This window comes from Flavobacterium sp. SM15 (genome assembly GCF_022012335.1).
Classification (GTDB): Bacteria; Bacteroidota; Bacteroidia; order Flavobacteriales; family Flavobacteriaceae; genus Flavobacterium.
Genome location: NZ_JAKLTO010000002.1, coordinates 315,599 through 333,972, shown reverse-complemented (window position 1 = coordinate 333,972; position 18,374 = coordinate 315,599). Strand labels below are relative to the sequence as shown.

Annotated in this window: 17 protein-coding genes and 3 tRNA genes; 12 read left to right on the top strand and 8 right to left on the bottom strand. The window is 38.7% G+C overall.

Annotated features, from left to right (window positions below):
- Positions 1 to 2 precede the first annotated feature (2 nt).
- Both gpmI and LZZ90_RS04400 read right to left on the bottom strand, forming a co-directional pair.
- Positions 3 to 1,520: a 2,3-bisphosphoglycerate-independent phosphoglycerate mutase gene (gene gpmI, locus LZZ90_RS04405; protein WP_237789707.1), complete on the bottom strand. Its 1,518-nt coding sequence runs from the start codon at positions 1,518 to 1,520 to the stop codon at positions 3 to 5.
- Entirely contained in the window at positions 1,520 to 3,994 is a 2,475-nt protein-coding gene (locus LZZ90_RS04400) for a DUF5916 domain-containing protein (RefSeq protein ID WP_237789472.1), read from the bottom strand. The genes gpmI and LZZ90_RS04400 overlap by 1 nt, the downstream gene beginning before the upstream one ends.
- Positions 3,995 to 4,200: 206 nt before the next feature.
- Here LZZ90_RS04400 and LZZ90_RS04395 point away from each other — a divergent pair, with 206 nt between their 5' ends.
- The gene (locus LZZ90_RS04395) at positions 4,201 to 4,911 is read left to right on the top strand and encodes a murein L,D-transpeptidase catalytic domain family protein (protein ID WP_237789471.1); all 711 of its coding nucleotides are present in this window, start codon (positions 4,201 to 4,203) and stop codon (positions 4,909 to 4,911) included.
- Here the strand turns inward: LZZ90_RS04395 and LZZ90_RS04390 are convergent.
- Together LZZ90_RS04390 and LZZ90_RS04385 are read right to left on the bottom strand one after the other, a co-directional pair.
- A complete protein-coding gene (locus LZZ90_RS04390; RefSeq protein WP_237789470.1) occupies positions 4,900 to 6,492 on the bottom strand; it encodes a murein L,D-transpeptidase in 1,593 nt (530 codons plus the stop codon). The genes LZZ90_RS04395 and LZZ90_RS04390 overlap by 12 nt on opposite strands.
- Positions 6,493 to 6,556: 64 nt before the next feature.
- Positions 6,557 to 6,994, bottom strand: coding sequence for a GNAT family N-acetyltransferase (locus tag LZZ90_RS04385; protein ID WP_237789469.1), 438 nt, complete (start codon positions 6,992 to 6,994; stop codon positions 6,557 to 6,559).
- Between the two features lie 208 nt (positions 6,995 to 7,202).
- Here LZZ90_RS04385 and LZZ90_RS04380 point away from each other — a divergent pair.
- The 3 genes from LZZ90_RS04380 to LZZ90_RS04370 all read left to right on the top strand — a co-directional run bounded on the left by LZZ90_RS04380 (position 7,203) and on the right by LZZ90_RS04370 (position 7,502).
- Positions 7,203 to 7,275: transfer RNA gene (locus LZZ90_RS04380), tRNA-Gly, on the top strand.
- A 38-nt stretch (positions 7,276 to 7,313) separates the two neighbouring features.
- Positions 7,314 to 7,386: transfer RNA gene (locus tag LZZ90_RS04375), tRNA-Gly, on the top strand.
- 40 nt (positions 7,387 to 7,426) lie between these two features.
- Positions 7,427 to 7,502: transfer RNA gene (locus LZZ90_RS04370), tRNA-Gly, on the top strand.
- Between the two features lie 51 nt (positions 7,503 to 7,553).
- On the opposite strand, the gene LZZ90_RS04365 is transcribed toward LZZ90_RS04370, so the two are convergent.
- Together LZZ90_RS04365 and pepE are read right to left on the bottom strand one after the other, a co-directional pair.
- The gene (locus tag LZZ90_RS04365; RefSeq protein WP_237789468.1) at positions 7,554 to 8,339 is read right to left on the bottom strand and encodes an RMD1 family protein; all 786 of its coding nucleotides are present in this window, start codon (positions 8,337 to 8,339) and stop codon (positions 7,554 to 7,556) included.
- Positions 8,340 to 8,413: 74 nt separating this feature from the next.
- Positions 8,414 to 9,121, bottom strand: coding sequence for a dipeptidase PepE (pepE, locus tag LZZ90_RS04360; protein ID WP_237789467.1), 708 nt, complete (start codon positions 9,119 to 9,121; stop codon positions 8,414 to 8,416).
- A gap of 128 nt (positions 9,122 to 9,249) precedes the next feature.
- Between pepE and LZZ90_RS04355 the strand changes: the two genes are divergently transcribed.
- From LZZ90_RS04355 to LZZ90_RS04330, 6 genes are all read left to right on the top strand, one after another.
- Positions 9,250 to 9,999, top strand: a complete 750-nt coding sequence (locus LZZ90_RS04355) for a transposase (RefSeq protein WP_237789466.1) — start codon at positions 9,250 to 9,252, stop codon at positions 9,997 to 9,999.
- Positions 9,989 to 10,699, top strand: a complete 711-nt coding sequence (locus LZZ90_RS04350) for a hypothetical protein (protein ID WP_237789465.1) — start codon at positions 9,989 to 9,991, stop codon at positions 10,697 to 10,699. Before LZZ90_RS04355 ends, LZZ90_RS04350 begins: the two co-directional genes overlap by 11 nt.
- Positions 10,700 to 10,834: 135 nt before the next feature.
- Positions 10,835 to 11,275: a DUF6702 family protein gene (locus LZZ90_RS04345; protein ID WP_237789464.1), complete on the top strand. Its 441-nt coding sequence runs from the start codon at positions 10,835 to 10,837 to the stop codon at positions 11,273 to 11,275.
- Positions 11,276 to 11,297: 22 nt separating this feature from the next.
- Positions 11,298 to 13,577 carry a M1 family metallopeptidase gene (locus tag LZZ90_RS04340; protein WP_237789463.1) on the top strand — a complete coding sequence of 760 codons (2,280 nt, stop codon included), beginning with the start codon at positions 11,298 to 11,300 and terminating at the stop codon, positions 13,575 to 13,577.
- Between the two features lie 101 nt (positions 13,578 to 13,678).
- The gene (locus LZZ90_RS04335; protein ID WP_237789462.1) at positions 13,679 to 13,969 is read left to right on the top strand and encodes a twin-arginine translocase TatA/TatE family subunit; all 291 of its coding nucleotides are present in this window, start codon (positions 13,679 to 13,681) and stop codon (positions 13,967 to 13,969) included.
- The gene (locus LZZ90_RS04330; RefSeq protein ID WP_237789706.1) at positions 13,969 to 14,538 is read left to right on the top strand and encodes a phosphatase PAP2 family protein; all 570 of its coding nucleotides are present in this window, start codon (positions 13,969 to 13,971) and stop codon (positions 14,536 to 14,538) included. Before LZZ90_RS04335 ends, LZZ90_RS04330 begins: the two co-directional genes overlap by 1 nt.
- Before the next feature lie 33 nt (positions 14,539 to 14,571).
- Here the strand turns inward: LZZ90_RS04330 and LZZ90_RS04325 are convergent, their stop codons facing one another.
- Positions 14,572 to 15,213, bottom strand: a complete 642-nt coding sequence (locus tag LZZ90_RS04325; RefSeq protein ID WP_237789461.1) for an O-methyltransferase — start codon at positions 15,211 to 15,213, stop codon at positions 14,572 to 14,574.
- 69 nt (positions 15,214 to 15,282) lie between these two features.
- On the opposite strand from LZZ90_RS04325, the gene rlmN reads away from it, so the two are divergent.
- Positions 15,283 to 16,326, top strand: coding sequence for a 23S rRNA (adenine(2503)-C(2))-methyltransferase RlmN (rlmN, locus tag LZZ90_RS04320; RefSeq protein WP_237789460.1), 1,044 nt, complete (start codon positions 15,283 to 15,285; stop codon positions 16,324 to 16,326).
- 45 nt (positions 16,327 to 16,371) lie between these two features.
- Here rlmN and LZZ90_RS04315 read toward each other — a convergent pair whose 3' ends face one another.
- Positions 16,372 to 17,232, bottom strand: a complete 861-nt coding sequence (locus LZZ90_RS04315; protein ID WP_237789459.1) for a hypothetical protein — start codon at positions 17,230 to 17,232, stop codon at positions 16,372 to 16,374.
- A 110-nt stretch (positions 17,233 to 17,342) separates the two neighbouring features.
- Here LZZ90_RS04315 and LZZ90_RS04310 point away from each other — a divergent pair, with 110 nt between their 5' ends.
- Positions 17,343 to 18,323, top strand: coding sequence for a polyprenyl synthetase family protein (locus LZZ90_RS04310; protein ID WP_237789458.1), 981 nt, complete (start codon positions 17,343 to 17,345; stop codon positions 18,321 to 18,323).
- Positions 18,324 to 18,374: the final 51 nt, after the last annotated feature.

The window sequence follows — 18,374 nt, the reverse complement described above, 5'->3', positions numbered from 1 at the left end:
TCTTATAAAAGGGAATGTCTGGTCATTGCTTGTGGTTGTTTCACTCCCATTAGTTCTAAAATGGTAGGAGCAATGTCGCCTAATACACCATCGTGAATTTGTTTCAATTCTTTATCTACTAAAATAATCGGCACCGGATTGGTAGTGTGTGCTGTGTTTGGCGTACCATCCGGATTAATCATGGTTTCACAGTTACCGTGATCGGCAATTACAATGGTGGTATAGTTGTTTTCTAATGCGGTTTCAATAACTTCTTTTACACAAACATCAACGGCTTCACACGCTTTTATTGCAGCTTCCATCACTCCGGTATGGCCTACCATGTCTCCGTTGGCAAAATTTAGACAAACAAAATCGACTTCACCTTTCTGTAATTCGGGAACTAAAGCATCTTTTAATTCAAAGGCGCTCATTTCCGGTTGTAAATCGTAAGTGGCTACTTTAGGTGATGGGCATAAAATACGGCTTTCTCCGTTAAAAGGCTCCTCGCGTCCGCCGGAGAAAAAGAAGGTTACATGTGGATACTTTTCCGTTTCGGCAATTCTAATTTGTTTTTTTCCGTTTTGTTCCAGCACCTCGCCAAGCGTTTCGGTGATGTTGTCTTTGTCATAAATTACATGGACATTCTCGAAAGTATCGTCATAGTTCGTCATAGTAACGTAATACAACGGCAGTTTGTGCATGTTTTCTTCGTGAAAATCTTTTTGGGAAAGCGCTTCGGTAAGTTGTCTTCCGCGGTCGGTTCTGAAGTTGAAGAAAATCACCACATCGTCTTCTTTAATAGTGGCAATCGGTTGGTTGTGCGCATCGACCATTAAAATCGGTTCAATAAATTCATCGGTAATATGATTGTGGTAACTTGCTAAAATGCTCATTACCGAATTGATGGAATGAGTCCCGATGCCGTTCACGATCAAATCGTATGCTTTTTTAACGCGTTCCCAACGCTTGTCACGATCCATCGCGTAATAACGTCCAACAATCGAAGCCAATTTAGCAGATGAATTTTTCAAGTAATTTTCAAGGTCTTCAATATATTTTGCTCCCGATTTTGGATCTACATCACGACCATCGGTAAATGCATGAACAAAAACATTCTCTAAACCATAACTTTGTGCAGCATCCAAAAGCCCGCGTAAATGCGAAGTGTGAGAATGAACACCACCATCGGAAACCAGTCCTAAGAAGTGAACGTTTTTATGGTTTTGTTTTGCATAAGCAAAAGCATCGTTAAGTACTTTCTCCTGATTTAGGGTTTTGTGTTGTACCGCCAGGTTGATTTTTGCCAAATCCTGGTACACAATGCGTCCGGCACCTAAATTCATATGACCTACTTCCGAATTTCCCATTTGTCCTTCCGGTAAACCAACGTTTAGGCCGTCGGTTCTAAGGGAAGCGTTTGGGTATTGGGTGTATAAACTGTCTATGAAAGGCGTGTTGGCATTGTCAATGGCGGAAACCTTCGGGTCGGGTGATTTTCCCCAACCGTCTAAAATCATTAAAATTACTTTTTTATTCATCATGATGCTTTAAACCAATTTTTGGCATTGTTGTAATCGATATAGTAGCGGAAACTTAATGAAATTGTATTGTTCAAATCGTCTCCAATTGTGTGGTCTAAATTATCAATAATATTTTTAATTACACGCCTTTCGCTGTGAATTGCATTATTTCGGTACAAAACTGACAATTGACTGCCCGGGGCAAACCACCAGGAATAGGATAAATCGAAGTTCCAGGTGTTGAAATTTGAGTTTTTGTTTTTGTTGTACGTCGTGTTTTCTTCGTAATGCCCATCATTGGTAAGGTTCAGAAAACTTAGGTTTTCCGCATATGACCAATAGTAACGTGCTTTTAAATTGATGGTCATTTTTGGAGAAATCGAATATTTTCCGGTTAAGGCATTGGTAATGGTATTTCGGTTTCGGTTGGCAAAAATAATGGTGTCGTTCACGCGATCAATTCGGCCTTTGTCTGCATTTTGTCGGTTAAATTCAAAAGCATAGACAAAAGAAAGCTTGTCACTGAAACGGTAACGCGGATTCATGTAAAAGCCAATATTGTTGCGGTTGCCCTGATCCAAACGATGAAACCACATACCGGTGTCGAAGGCGAAAGGGTTGTTATAGTTGGTTGAAATGTCCAGCCAGCTTCGGATAGCTTTTGGGTTGTACACAAAACGACCATCTGCTTGTGGCTGGTAAAAATCGTAGGTTTCGAAAGGTTCTAGCTGAATTCCACCTCCTATATAATCGTTTTTCTTGTTGTTGGTATTCACATTTAAACTGAAATACGTTTCCTGTGCTCTTCCGGTAGTGTTGTTAAACTCGGCATACGAATTTAAATTGATGTTGAATGAGTTGAACGTTTTGTTCGGTTTTAGCAAACGATAGCTTAAATAGTTATAAATGTGATGATAATTGTTGATGAAGTTGATGCCTAAATCATTGATGTCGTATTTGTCGTTCACGTAACTTCCATTAACCGTATAGCGGAATTTTCCACTGGTTTTACTGAAAGATAGAAACGAACGTTGTCCCATTTTTTTGTTGAACACTTCGCCATTGGTAAAGTTGTATTTGAAATCACCGTTAAGGTTATACGTATTGGCTTTGGTATTTAGATCGAAAAGCAAAGCGGCTACCGATGCATCGGGCGTTTTTCCGTCCCGAATCACATTGGTATTTACCAATGTAACGGAGGAATTTTTTCTAAAACGCTGATCAAACACCAAAACATTGTAATCCGTTAAAGGAGAAACCAATGCATCGCGATAACTGTATTCAATCGTTGGTGGTTGGGTAGGGTCGGGGTTTGGAGTAACCTTCTTTTTTTCAATGGTTACTTCGGTTTTTTCGGTAATGGCGTTCAGAACCCCAATTCCTAATCCTTTAGAAGTACGCCCGGAAACTTTTAAGGCGTTTAATAAATTCACGTTAGCCGGGTAATTAAGCACGGTTTCGTCGTCTTCTGTTTCCGGATATAAAATAGGAACACCGCCAATTCTTCTGGAATAGAACATCCCGCCTTTGTTGAACAAGTCGGTGCCTTCGGTGAAAAACGGACGGTTTTCATTGAATTGTTGTTCAAAAGGCCCTAAATTCAAAACAACGTTGTCAAAAGTGGTCTGGCCGAAATCGGGAACCAAAATCGCATCCAAAGTAAAGGAATCATTAATGCCATATTTGATGTCCATTCCGGCTTTAAATTTGCTTTCGCTTCCTTTGTTGTTGTTACTTTGATAAAATGAAGCATAGGGCATAAAAAACAATCGGGTAGGGGTTTTGATGTTTTCAATCCCTTCGAGTATTCCCATCTGCTGGGTAATGGATCCGATTTGGTTGTTCAGGTGGTTCCAGGTGTATTTCTGGCGGTCACGACGAATCTCTCTAAAAAAATTCATCCCCCAGGTTTGTTTTGGTTTTTCGGAAAAGCGCAAGGCGGCATAGGGAATTTTCATTTCGGCCACCCATCCAAAATCGGTAAGGGTAACGTTGGAATGCCAAATGCCATCCCAAGAGTAGTCTTCTCCGTTGTCTGTGGCAAGACAGTCCATCTGACTGCCTGCAGCACTTACAAAAAATCGGTAATCCTGTTGCCCGTCGTTGTAGCCGTTAATAAAAATACCGAAGAAATCAGAAGTTCCGAAATTGTCGCGTTGAGTCATTTCCTTTAAGATTTTAGAAGGATCGTCATACATGATGGCTCCAATATAAATGGCTTCATCGTCGTATATTACTTTTACTTCGGTTCTTTTATCGTTGGGTATTGGTTTTCCGTTGTCGGGTTGAAACATGACAAAGTCAGTAGCGTTTTGTGCTGAATTCCAGGAGGTTTCGTTTAATTTTCCGTCGATTGCTATACTTTCGGAGGCCCGAAACGCGTTTATAGTTTTTTTAGTTATTGTTTTTGGAAGTTCAGGTGTTGTGCTTTGTTGGCAAAATGCCGGAATAGAGCAGATAAAGCTTAAAAGTAAAGACAGCTTTAATTTCATTTTTTTGATTTTTTTGATGATTGACATATCAAAGATAAATATTTGCTGAAACCCTTATGTGTATTAAGAAATCTTTAACTAATGACTTATTAATCAACTCGATGAAATGTTAAATTTTATCGACAAACTGCAAAAAAAATTTGGAAGTTTAAAATTAATGTATATTTTTGGCTCGACTTAATTAAACCATAACAACTAGATTATCAATGATTTACAGAGTATTGCCAATTTTATTTGTGTTCTTTTTGTCGTTCAAACCCACCACAGCGACAGAGAACCACGATCCGAAGTTATTGGCTGCAAATGCAAAGGCTTCGCTAGAGTTAAAAGTTAAAAGTTTGTATGCGTCTTTAGATGTGAAAGCATTCTCAATGCCAAAATTTGAATGTTTTTCAAAAGCTTTGGAAGGATTTTATCAGCTGAAAGAGCAGGGGATTATCAAAAAAGACCTCCTTACAATTGTAGATTTTAGTTTGTCTTCAACACAAAAAAGACTTTGGGTAATCGATATGGCTACAAATTCAATTTTGTTACAATCGGTTGTATCCCATGGAAGAAACAGTGGAGAAGAATATGCTACTTCGTTTTCCAACGAGACCAATTCCAATAAAAGCAGTTTAGGTTTTTACGCTACCGGTGAAACCTATAACGGAAAACACGGATTGTCGTTAAAATTAGACGGTTTGGAGTACGGTATTAATGACAATGCAAGAAACAGAGCCGTAGTAATGCACGGAGCTGATTATGCAGCAGAAAGCATCATTCGTCAACAAGGTCGTTTAGGAAGAAGCCAAGGTTGTCCGGCGGTTCCTTTTGCAATTCATAAAGAACTTATCAATATGGTAAAAGACAAATCGTGTTTGTTTATTTATCATCCTTCAAGAACTTACGAGAACAAGTCTAAATTAGTTTCGTAGTTTCTGATACAAGTCGAAATCGAGGTTGTAAATATCGTTTCGAAACTGAAATCCATCTTCGTTTAAAGAAGCTGTCCAGTACAGTAAATAAACGTAGATGGGTTTTTTTATTGGGATTCCAGAAGTTTTTTTGCTCTCGATGATTTTTTCCACGCGGGTTTTGTTCATGATGTTTTCATCGGTTTCCAAAATGTAATACGCCAAATCTAACGGATTTTCCACACGAACACATCCTGAACTTAGTGCACGTCCGCTCAAGCCGAAAAAGTCTCTGTGGTTGGTATCGTGCAGGTACACCAAATGACCGTTTGGAAAATTGAATTTAACCAGTCCAAGCGAATTGTTGTACCCCGGTTTTTGAACATAACGGTAATTGTTGGGTTTTGCAGCATTCCAACTGTACGGACTTACTTCCTGACCCTTCATGTTGTAAATGGTGATTCCGGTGGCCGCAAAATAGCCTCTGTTTTTTGCTGCGGTCGGGCCTAAATCTTCTTTAATGATGGTTGGAGGAACCGTCCAGGTTGGATTGATTACTAAATTACTGAACTTGGAAGCAAGAATCGGTGTTTTTCTTTTGTCTTTCCCGACCACCACTTTATGGGTGCGAATTGTGTCGTTGTTTTTTATTGCGTAGAGTTTGAATTCGGGGATGTTTACAATGATATAATCATCGCCTAAATGCCTTGGGAACCAGCGCCAACGTTCTAAATTGGCAATAATTTGCTGCTTTCTTTGGTTTTTGGTAAAATTTAAAGCGGCGGCAGTTCCTTTTCCAATAATTCCATCGGCCAACAAGCCGTGACGGTGTTGAAAATGCTTTACGGCTTTCACGGTTTTTTCGTCGTAAATGGAAGTTAACGAATCAGATTTTTTGTAATCGCCCCAATACGCCAAACGCAGTTTTATTTTTTTAACCACATCGGCAGTATCGTTGGGTTTTATTTTGTCTTCTACCCAAACCGAGGCAAGATTGTCGTTTGGCATCTCTTTAATTTTAGCCAAGCTTTTTTTAAGAAGTTGATAAACGCGATGATTAGGTTTAAGTGTGTCGAGCGTTTTTTCAACGGTATGGTTTCGGATGGCTTCCTGAAGTATATCGATGGCTTTGATTTCTTTAGGATGCATGTCCCAATCGGTATACAGTTGAGTAGGGTCAATTTTTCCGTTGTATAAATGATTGGCTAACTTCTGAAAGGATTCTGTCAGTAGAATGTCGTCGGCTATAATTTCATTGTTGGTTAATTTAGCTCTGTTTTTTTCCTTTTTCTCGAGTTGGTTGATGTTGTAGTCTTCCGGGTCTAAGCCTTCGAGTTCCGACTCGGCTATTAAATCAAGTAATTCTTTTCGGTCGCTAGTTTCGGTCCAAACCGTTTTAAAAAGGTTGTTTTTGTAGAATTCTTTAATCCGTTCCGATTTGTTGCTTAGAAGATTCGTATCTATTGCAATTGATTTTGGGGAAACAATAGGAATTACTTTTTTAACCAGAGTGTCCTGATCGTTATTTTTTGCCAATGCGGTCTCTTTTTTACAACTGAAAAATAGTAAAGGCAGGATAAAAAAGAGGTATTTGTAAGACATGGTCGATGAAATTTTACTATCCTAAGTTACAAAAAATGAAACCGAGGTTTTTGTTATTTAACATTTAGATGCTTTTATGCATAACAAAATGCGTGCCGATTTCCTTTATATCAAAGGGTTCTCCTTTTATTTTGTAGTCTAATTTTTCATAAAATTTAACAGCTTTTTCCCTGGCGTTGAACCAGATAAGTTCTCCTTTTTTCTCTTTTACGTAATGTTCAACTTTTTTTACTAATTGTTCTCCGATGCCCATTCGCTGAAATTCCTGAAGTACTGCCATACCTCGTATTTGGTACTGTTCCCTTTTTGAAAAAGCGGGGTTGGTTACTTTATATACTGATACTACACCAATTAAATCATCATGTTCATACAAGCCAAAATGGGCAGTGGTGCCTAAGTTGTCACCGTCAAAATGGCAAGTTTCAATGGGTTTTCCCGGACGCAATACGGGTTGGCGTACTGAAAATGTTTCTTCTGCTTCAATTTGATGGATAAAAATCATAATAATTTCAGTTTTTTAAAGCGGTTAACAAATTCGTAACGTATTAATAATAAATAAATTATTTCATAAGATGCTAAAAAAATCAAAAAGTTGCTTCTGAAGGTTAATTTTTTTTAGCTTAAAAATTTGTTTGCAACATAAATATTTTTTCTATATTTGCACCCACAAACAAATAAACTCCTTTGTTGGAGGGATTTGTAAAGTGAATGCGGAAGTAGCTCAGTTGGTAGAGCGTCAGCCTTCCAAGCTGAATGTCGCGAGTTCGACCCTCGTCTTCCGCTCTTGGAAAACCCGATGAAGTTTTAAAAAGCATCAAAATGCGGAAGTAGCTCAGTTGGTAGAGCGTCAGCCTTCCAAGCTGAATGTCGCGAGTTCGACCCTCGTCTTCCGCTCTTGGAAAAACCCGATGAAGTTTTAAAAAGCATCAAAAATGCGGAAGTAGCTCAGTTGGTAGAGCGTCAGCCTTCCAAGCTGAATGTCGCGAGTTCGACCCTCGTCTTCCGCTCCAAAAGGGCAAAACCACACGTAACGGTGTGGTTTTTTTTATTTTTATCCGATTTTATTTGTGTGAAAAGAGGGTTAGGGCAATTTCAAAGGCAATTAAAATGATGATAATCCATTCCAAACGTGCACTTTCCCTAACATTCAAAACATCGGTAAATAAGGTAAGGTTGTCTTCCACAATTTGCAGTCTATAGTCCAAATCTTTAAAACGCGGATTGATGTCGAAATTTGCTTTCAGGTTACGGTTGAGCAGGTTCAGATCTTCATTGTCCCAAACCAGATTGGGATCGTCCAAAATATAAAGGTTGTCTACGATGCTGTTTTTTACATTGAGTACTTTGCCGATATATTTGAGCAAATCCGTTTTAGAAATGCTGAGTTTACCGCGTTGTTCGAGTTCAAGGATGTAATATTTGGATGAGGTAATTAGTTCATCGGTAAGTACTTCGTAATATTCCAACGCTGCCGATTGACCGGTGTTAAGCATTACAATTCGGAGGATATCGGGATCAATTTTAGGAACACTTACGAAGTCGTTTTTTACAAAGAATTTAGTAGAATGCTCTTCAAACACGATTTTGTATTCTTCCGATAAATTCAGATTGGTAGGATTGATGGCGTAATTTTTCAGGAAATTCAAAAACTCGCTTTTCGCAACTGCATCGTAATTGGCAAAAACCACTACGCCGTAATCAAAAATGTAAAGATAACGGTTGTTCTCCGTTAAAGCATAAAACACTTCGGAAGTGGAGCCGGAAAAGGCCTCAGCGCGAAATTCGGCGCGAAACTTTTTGATGTTAAAGGCTTCGGCAATCTGTACGGCTTCAATCTGTATTTCCATAACCAACTGCTTTGTACAAATTTAAGAAAATTTTCTTACTAATTTGTTTTGTGCAGATTACGAAAATATAAAACCTACTTCAATTCTGATAAATCCGAACCACTTTCCAGTTCAACAGCTTCCTGATTTTGACGGAATAAACGCGCTTTTAGTTCTCCTCTTAAAGTGATGGCGTTCCCTGAAACCTCCAGCCAACTTCCCTCGCGAAGCCCTAAAACCGGTTGCGAGTTAAACTGATGAAATTCGTTAATTCGGGTTTCTCTGGTTTCGCCCATATGCGTTAAACCTTCGATAGGATCAAGATAATGCGGGTTCAGGTTAAAAGGAATCAATCCTAAGGTGGTAAAACTCGGAGGATAAACAATCGGCATATCGTTCGTGGTGCCCATGGTAAGTCCGCAGATGTTACTTCCGGCAGATGTTCCTAAATAAGGTGTTCCTTTTTTGACCACTTCTTCCAGAGTTTTGATAATTCCGGTTTTGTAGAGCTGGGTTACCAGTAAAAATGTGTTGCCACCACCGGTAAATATGGCTTCGGCTTGTTGTAAGGCTTCCGTTGGATTGTCAAATTCGTGAATTCCTTTTACGTTGATGCCAATTTCAGCAAAAGCCTCACTAACTTTACCGGTGTATTCATCATGCGAAATTCCGCCTGGACGGGCAAAAGGAATAAAAAGAAGTTGCTTTACCTCTTTAAAATGAACTTGTAAAGTAGGTAAAAGATAGTCTAGATATTTTCCACCGTGCAGGGTAGAAGTGCTCGCGATGATAACTTTTTTCATGTTCCGAAATTTGATGCTCAAAGATAAGGTAATTTTCGATTTCGGTATTTAACAAAATATTACAAAGTTGTTGGCAAGAATTTGTGAGGTTTGTCAGATATTTTTACACCGAATAACAAAATCATTGAATGAAACAAAAACTACCTATTCTTTTTTTATTACTGGCCTTTACAGCTACTGCTCAAAACACTAAACTTTTGAAGGGTAAGGTTCTGGTGGAAATTAAAGAACTTTCCGGAATTAATGTAAGGAACCTTTCTTCTGAAAAAATGGTGTTAACTTCCGAAGAAGGTTTGTTTTCCATTGCCGCCAAAGCTGGAGATACATTGCTTTTAACTGCCATTCAATTGGAAGACAAGCGCATCGTGGTAGAAAAAGAAGATTTTGATTATTTGCCCTTTTTGGTGAGAATGCGGGCAAAAGTTACTCAGTTAAAGGAGGTGGTTGTAAAAGGAAACACCATTGATGAGGTAAGTTTGGGGATCGTTTCCAAAAAAGTAAAGCCAGTTACACCAGCCGAGCGACGTTTGGCAACCGCGGGAGACTTTAAACCGATTCATCTGTTAAATATTTTGGGAGGAAGTTTGCCTTTTGATCCTATTATAAATAAAATTAACGGGAAGACCGCCCGGTTGAAAAAAGAGATCAAAGTTGAGCGCTCGGAGCTCCTTCAAAAAAGACTTTCCAATATGTTTGAAGATTCCTATTTTGTGGAAGAACTAAAAATCAGTCCTGATCATGTTGCCGGTTTTAAAGTATTTGCTGCTGAAAATCCGGAGCTGACCACAGCGCTTGCCAATCAGAATAAGATTTTAGTTGCTTTTACTTTGACCAAACTAGCAGTAGAATATAAAAACAGAAGTACAAATGAAAATTAGATTGTTCCTGTTTTTGTATTTGATTGGTTTTATAGCTTTTGGGCAAAATGTAAAAGTCCTTAAAGGGAAGGTTGTGGCGCCTATCAAAAACCTTTCGGGGATCAATATTCGTAATTTATCTACTCAAAAAGAAACTGTATCAGTAAGTGATGGGGAGTTTTCAATTTTGGTCAAAGCGGGCGATAGTCTTGTTTTTACTTCCGTTCAATTGGAGTCGAAACAAATCGTTATTGAAAAAGAAGATTTTGATTACCTGCCTTTTTTAGTAAAAATGAAGGCTAAAGTAACACAACTGAACGAATTAATCATCAAGGAAAGTAAAGTTGATGCAGTAAGTTTGGGCATCATCAAAAAAAAAATAAAGAAACTTACTCCGGCTGAACGAAGATTGTATGCGGCAACCAGCGGACCTTTAGATATACTGCTAAATGCCTTTAGCGGTAGAACCAGTCAACTTAAAAAAGGCGTTGAGATTGAAAAATACCAAATCACTCAAAACAAAGTGTTCAATATGTTTGATAAGGAATATTTTACCGAAGAATACAAGATTCCCGAAGAATACATAGATGGCTTTGTGGTATATGCTTCAGAAAAGCCTAAAATCATGGATGCGGTTAAGCAAAAAAACAAATTGCTAACTGCTTTTCTTTTGGGCGAATTGGCTGAAGAATACAAAAAAATGATTGCCGAAAAAAAATAACGTTTTTGCTTGTAAAAGTGAAGATTATCTTAAAATAAATGTCTGACTGATTTCTTTTAGTACATTTGGCGCATGAAGCCAATTTTTTACCGCTTATTGTCTGTGCTACTGTTAGTTATGCTTTGTTCTTTTACAATGCATAAGTTTTATGTTGGTGTGTATCAGGTTAATTATGAGCCTAAAAAGAAAGAGATTCAGCTTACAGCACGTATTTTTATTGACGATCTTGAAAAGGCGATGCAGCGTAAGTTTCAAAAGAAAATCTACCTTGGAACTTCTAAGGAAATTACCCAATCAAACGATCTAATTAAAGAATACTTTAGTGAAAAGATGCGACTTAAGGTAAATCACTCGGTAAAAAAACTTAAATTTTTAGGTAAAGAAACCGAAGATAACGTTCTGATTTGTTATCTTACCACACCGGTTTCGGAGAAAATTACTACTTTAGAGTTGTACAATGTAGTTTTGACCGAACTGTATCCGCAGCAACAAAATATAATGCACACGAACATAAACGGTAACAAAAAAAGCCTTTTGCTGACTGATGGTGAACCGGAAGGCACTTTGGAATTTTAGACAATCAAATACAAAAGATTATATGAGAAAATCAGTATCCGTTTTTTCACTACTTGCTTTTGCCGTACCTTTTATTGCATTGGCTCAAGAGACGAAACCCACTGAAAGGAAGCGAGAAGCAGGACATTATGATACTAATAAGTTCAGTCAGATGTACCACGAAATGGCTACTCCAAATTCCTATCGTACAGCTTCAGGAGCTCCGGGTCCGGCGTATTATCAGCAACAAGCTGATTATAAAATCGATATCGAACTGGACGATAAAAACACCAAACTTTACGGAAAAGAAACCGTAACCTATTACAATAATGCTCCTGAAGCCTTAACCTATCTTTGGGTGCAATTGGATCAGAATGAAAAAAAACGCGACGGCCAATCCCCTTTGGTGCAAAACCAGCGCATAAGCCCATCTATGGGAACCGGAGATTTCTCTAAACAATTTATGCAACAGCGTTTTGACGGAGGTTTTAATATTGAATATGTTACCGACGCTAAAGGTGCTCCAATGAAATACACCATCAACCAAACCATGATGCGTATCGATTTGGACAAACCTTTGAAAACCGGAGAAAAAATTTCGTTTTCGGTAAAATGGTGGTACAACATCAATAATTATATGGTAGACGGCGGTCGTTCCGGATATGAGCATTTCGATAAAGACGGTAATAATTTGTATGTTATTGCTCAGTTTTACCCAAGAATGGCCGTGTATAATGATGTAGAAGGCTGGCAGAATATGCAGTTTTGGGGCTCCGGAGAGTTTGCCTTACCCTTTGGAAATTTTGAAGTGAACATTACCGTTCCTGCCGATCATGTTATGGAGGGAACCGGTGTGTTGCAAAACCGAAGTGAAGTGTATACTTCGGAACAGGTAAAACGCTATGAATTGGCTGAGAAAACTTATGATAAACCTGTGGAAATTGTAACTCAAGCCGAAGCCGAAGCAGCTGCAAAAGGATTTTCAGATAAAAAGAAAACCTGGAAGTTTAAGGCAACCAATGTTCGTGATTTCGGGTTTTCCACTTCAAGAAAATTCATTTACGACGGTATGGCGGTGAAGCTTGCCAATGGTAAATCGGTGATGGCTTTTTCGTGCTATCCGCCGGAAGCTAATCCGTTATGGGGCGAGTACTCCACACGAGTGGTGGCGCATACTTTGAAAAGCTATTCTTCTTATACGTTTGATTATCCTTATCCGAAAGCAGTTTCTATTTCTGCCGAAGATCAGGGAATGGAATACCCAATGATTTGCTGGAATTACGGACGTCCGGATGAAAACGGCTTCATCAGTGACCGTATTAAATATGGAATGATGGGTGTAATCATCCACGAAGTAGGGCATAATTTCTTCCCGATGATTGTCAATTCCGACGAGCGCCAATGGACTTGGATGGACGAAGGATTGAACACCTTTTTAGAATACTTAACCGAGCAAAGCTGGGATAAAAAATTTCCTTCCAGTCGAGGGCCTGCCGCTAAGATTGTTCCTTATATGAGTGGGGATCAAAACTTCTTGGAGCCAATCATGTCCAATTCGGAAACGATCTATAATTTTGGCGCTAATGGTTATTCTAAACCGGCAACGGGCTTGAATATTTTACGTGAAACTATCATGGGGCACGAGCTTTTTGATCATGCTTTCAGAACGTATGCTCAACGTTGGAAATTTAAGCACCCAACTCCGGAGGATTTCTTTCGAACAATGGAAGATGCTTCTGCTGTTGATTTGGATTGGTTCTGGAGAGGTTGGTTCTATTCAACGGATTATGTAGACATCGGTATAAAAGAAGTGAAGCAATATTTTGTAACCGAAGATCCTACCAAAGCAGTTCAGGAGCAATTCAACAGAAGAGGCAGAAAAATCAATAACGGCGAACCAATGGTTTATATGATTGCCGAAACTGCGGAAGATTTTAAACCGGAAATGAAAAAGCCATTGAATGTTCAGGAAGTTAAAACACTAAATGAATTTGTTGGCAGATTGTCTTCCGAAGAACGAAAAAGTTTAAAACAGCCAAAGTATTTCTACGAAGTGGAATTCAACAAACCGGGTGGAATGATGATGCCCATAATAGTAGAACTTCAATTTGAAGATGGAAGCAGTGAAAACCACCATTTCCCGGTACAAATCTGGAGAAAAGGCAACGATACTGCAAAACGAATTTTTGCTACTGAAAAACCGGTTAAGAAAATCCAACTGGATCCAAAACTGGAAACTGCCGATATCGACCTTACCAACAATGTTTGGCCAAAACAAGAGGTAAAATCGAAATTCGACGAATTTTCACAAAACACAAAATAACACAAAAGACCGTCTAATTAAGATGGTCTTTTTGGTTTTTAATAACATATCGGTATAGAAAACTTTGTAACTTTGCGTTTTACAATTGTAATCTTAAAATCATGTTTGGAATAGGAGGCGGGGAGATTTTCCTTATCATATTAGTAGCTTTAATGTTGTTCGGGTCTGAAAAAATTCCGGATATTGCCCGTACTTTGGGTAAAGGGATGGCCGAACTTAAAAACGCGACCAACGATATTAAGAGCGAAATCCAGAAAAGTGCCGATGTTAACGGGTTGAATGATTTGAATCCGATGAACCAACTGGATTTAACTTCCGATATCACTAAAGAAATCGATAAGGCCAAGGAAGATATTGAAGACATGACCGGACCTATTAAACGACAATTGTAATTTTGGAAGAAATCGTTCACCTGGACAAGCAGTTGTTAGTTTTTTTAAACGGATTGGGCTCGGAACCCTTCGATGGGTTTTGGCTGATCATCACCAAACAACTGCACTGGACTCCCGTTTTTTTATATGTTTTTTATTTACTTCAGAAAAAAGTAGGCTGGAAACATTTGTTATTGATTGTCCTTTCGATAGCCGCGCTGATCGCTTTTACTGATCAATTTACCAACCTTGTGAAAGACAACGTGCAGCGTTTGCGACCATGTAACGATTTGGAAATCAAAGATGTGATCCGAATTGTAAAATGCAGCGATACCTTCAGTTACTTTTCAGGACATGCTGCAAATTCAATGGCTTCGACGGTATTCATTTTTATGATCATGAAGAAGTATTATAAGTATGCAGTTTTATTGTTCTTATTTCCGTTGATTTTCGCCTACAGTCGTATTTATTTAGGGCTTCATTTCCCCGGAGACATTCTATCGGGTTATCTTTTCGGAATCATTGCCGGTTTCGGATTTTCAAAACTTTACGAAATTTTCAGAAGGAAGTATTTTCCTGAAAGCTTATAAAAAAATCCCGATTCTTGATCGGGATTTTGTTTTTTATAGTACTCGGCTCATGGTTAAGCCATCGCGAATGGGTAACAAAACCGTTTCCACTCTTGGGTCGTTTTTCAGGATTTCATTGTATTCTAAGAGTACTTTAGTGCTTTTGTCGTTGGCTTTTACTTCTTCGAGTACTTTACCGCTCCACAGGACATTGTCGGATAAAATAAGTCCGCCTTGGTTCATCATCGGAACGATCATTTCAAAGTAGTTGATGTAGTTCTCCTTGTCGGCATCAATAAAAACCAAATCAAATTTTTTGTTCAAAGTAGGGATGATTTCCAAAGCATTCCCCAGGTGTTGATGGATTTGTCCTCCCCAAGGCGACTCATTAAAATATTTACGCTGAAAATCGTACAGTTCTTCGTTGTTGTCAATGGTGTCCAGAGTTCCGTTTTCGGTTAACCCCTCCGCCAAACATAAAGCTGCATAACCAGTGTATGTTCCAATTTCCAGAATAGAAGTAGGACGGGTCAGCTTTGAGATCATGCTCAAAAATCTTCCCTGAAAGTGTCCGCTTAACATTCTGGGCTGTAATATTTTCTGATGGGTTTCCTTATTCAAACGGGCTAATAATTCCGGTTCGTTTTCGGAATGGACTGCTACATAATCTTCTAAAGCTTCGGATATAAAGTGCATAAACTGATTTTTTACAAATTTACAAATAACCCAACAATCAAATTCATAAAATGTCTGTAACTTTGCGCCATGCAAACTGAGAAGAAAGACATACGCGCGTTAACCAAAGACCAATTACGCGATTTTTTTGTGGCCAACGGCGATAAAGCCTTTCGTGGCAATCAGGTGTACGAATGGTTGTGGCACAAACGCGTGCATAAGTTTGAAGATATGACAAGCATTTCCAAGCATACACGTGAAATGCTTGAGGCGAACTTTGTGATCAATCATATTAAAGTAGACACAATGCAGCGCAGTTCAGACGGGACTGTGAAAAATGCTGTTCGTTTGCATGACGATTTAGTAGTAGAATCGGTTTTAATTCCTACGGAAACAAGAACAACTGCTTGTGTTTCCAGTCAGGTGGGTTGTAGTTTGGATTGTAATTTCTGTGCAACCGCTCGACTCAAACGAATGCGTAACCTGAATCCGGATGAAATTTACGATCAGGTAGCTGCCATTGATAGTGAAAGCCGTTTGTACTACGACAGGCCTTTGTCGAATATTGTTTTCATGGGAATGGGTGAACCACTTATGAATTATCCCAACGTGATGAAAGCCATTGAAAAAATTACTTCTCCGGAAGGATTGGGAATGTCACCAAAACGAATTACGGTTTCTACTTCGGGGGTTTCTAAAATGATTAAGAAAATGGCGGATGATGAGGTGAAATTCAAGTTGGCGGTTTCTTTGCATTCGGCCATTGAAGAAATCCGAAACGATATTATGCCGTTTACCAAGAGTTTTCCTTTAACTGAATTGCGCGAAGCTTTAGAGTACTGGTACAAAAAGACAAAAAGTAAAGTTACTTACGAATACGTGGTTTGGAAAGGAATCAATGATGATAAAAAATCAATCGACGCTTTGGTAAAATTTTGTAAATATGTTCCTTGTAAGGTGAACCTGATTGAATACAATCCCATTGATGATGGTGAATTTCAACAGGCCTCTCAACAGGCAATAGAAAATTATATAATTGCTTTAGAACGAAACGATATTGTAGTTAAAGTGCGTCGAAGCCGAGGTAAAGACATTGATGCGGCCTGCGGTCAGCTGGCTAATAAAGAAGTATAAAAAAAGTCCCGAAATCGGGACTTTTTTATTTTTTGGGAAATAAAGTTAGTTGCCGAAAATAAAAGTGAATGCGATTGGTGTGCCTCCGTCATAAGACACGGTTGCATTATTATCGCAGGTTCCATCTCCATAATTTACCACTGCGGTATGACTGTTGCGCTCTACTTTGAAAGAACCTTCTGTTAATTTATACTGGCAAGCAACCACAAAACGCAAAGGAGTTAAAATTGTAGTTAAATGCGATGAACTTGATCCGGCGGTTATCCAAGATCCGGTTACCAAATATACATTGTCGTTAAAAACGAGTGGAGTATCATACCCCTCCACCAATTCTCTAACTCTGGTTCCGGTACGGTCGTATTGGTTTCCGTTAGGGAAGGTGAAATGAAGGTTTAAATCAATGGTTACAACAGGATGGGGTGTTGCTAGCAAACTGGTAGCCTGAACCACTCTTGAAAGCACTTTGGTGCCTTCCACTTTAATGTTGTTGTAGTAAAAATTGTTGAAATTGTAGGTCCAGGTATAAGGCGATTGTGCAAAATTGGTACTTCCGCTTACAATGATAATTCCTTTTAAAATTGCACCATTGTAGTATTGACATCCGGTAGTTCCGAAATCAATAGTACTTGTCCAAACATTATTTGCTACAACCGTAGTGACAGTTGCGCAAGAGGGTAAAATAGAAGGTGGATTCATTCTGGATGTTCCGGACATTCTGGCTGCACTTTGTTGTGCGAGTTGATCTTCTGCAATTTCAGAAACATCGTTGGAAATAGCATCCATTCTAGAACTTATCGACACATCTTCTCCGCTTAAGTTTCCCGGATTGTCTCCGCCTTCATCTTTAACGCAACTCACTAAAGTAATAACAGCTGCTAAAGCAATTGATTTAATAAAAGTTCTCATTTTCATAACTTTAGGTTTTATGGTTTTCTTAATTAGATGTTAAAAATATAAAAAGGTTTAACGCGAAAACCATATTTTTTATTTCACAGAGAATTGTATCTTTGATTCCAATGAAAATAGTAGAACAGATTAAGCAGCCCATAGTTGATGAAATGGAACTTTTCGAAAAGAAGTTCCGTGATTCGATGTCTTCCAAAGTGGCGCTTTTAAATCGAATTACGCATTATATCGTGAACCGAAAGGGAAAACAGATGCGGCCCATGTTCGTTTTTCTGACTGCTAAAATGGTTTCCGGAGGTACGGTTAATGAAAGAACTTATCGCGGAGCAGCTGTTATTGAACTAATTCACACAGCCACTTTAGTACACGATGATGTGGTAGACGACAGTAACAAACGCCGTGGTTTTTTCTCCATCAACGCTTTATGGAAAAACAAAATTGCGGTTTTAGTAGGTGATTTTCTCTTATCCAAAGGATTGTTACTTTCCATAGATAACAACGATTTTGATTTGCTGAAGATTATTTCCGTAGCCGTACGCGAAATGAGTGAAGGCGAATTGCTGCAAATTGAAAAAGCCCGTCGCTTAGATATAACAGAAGAGGTGTATTACGAAATCATCCGTCAAAAAACAGCAACGTTGATTGCCGCCTGTTGTTCTTTAGGAGCTTGTGCGGTAAAACCCGAAAATACGGAAGTGGTAGAACAAATGCGAAAATTTGGTGAACTAATCGGGATGGCCTTTCAGATCAAAGACGATTTGTTCGATTACACCGAAGACGCTATCGGGAAACCTACCGGAATCGATATTAAGGAACAAAAAATGACCTTGCCTTTAATTTATGCTTTGAATAATTGTACTTCAAAAGAAAAAAGCTGGTGCATCAATTCCATCAAAAATCATAACAAAGATAAAAAACGTGTTCGTGAAGTGATTCAGTTCGTAAAAGATAAAAACGGATTGGGCTATGCTGAACAAAAAATGGTTGAGTTCCAACAGGAAGCGCTTCTGCTTTTACAAAACTTCCCCGATTCTCCTTATAAAACTTCCCTTATTTTGATGGTGAATTACGTGATAGAGCGAAAAATTTAATATTCCATTTTGGGGAAGTGATTACGTTTTTTACACATCATGCAACTTTTA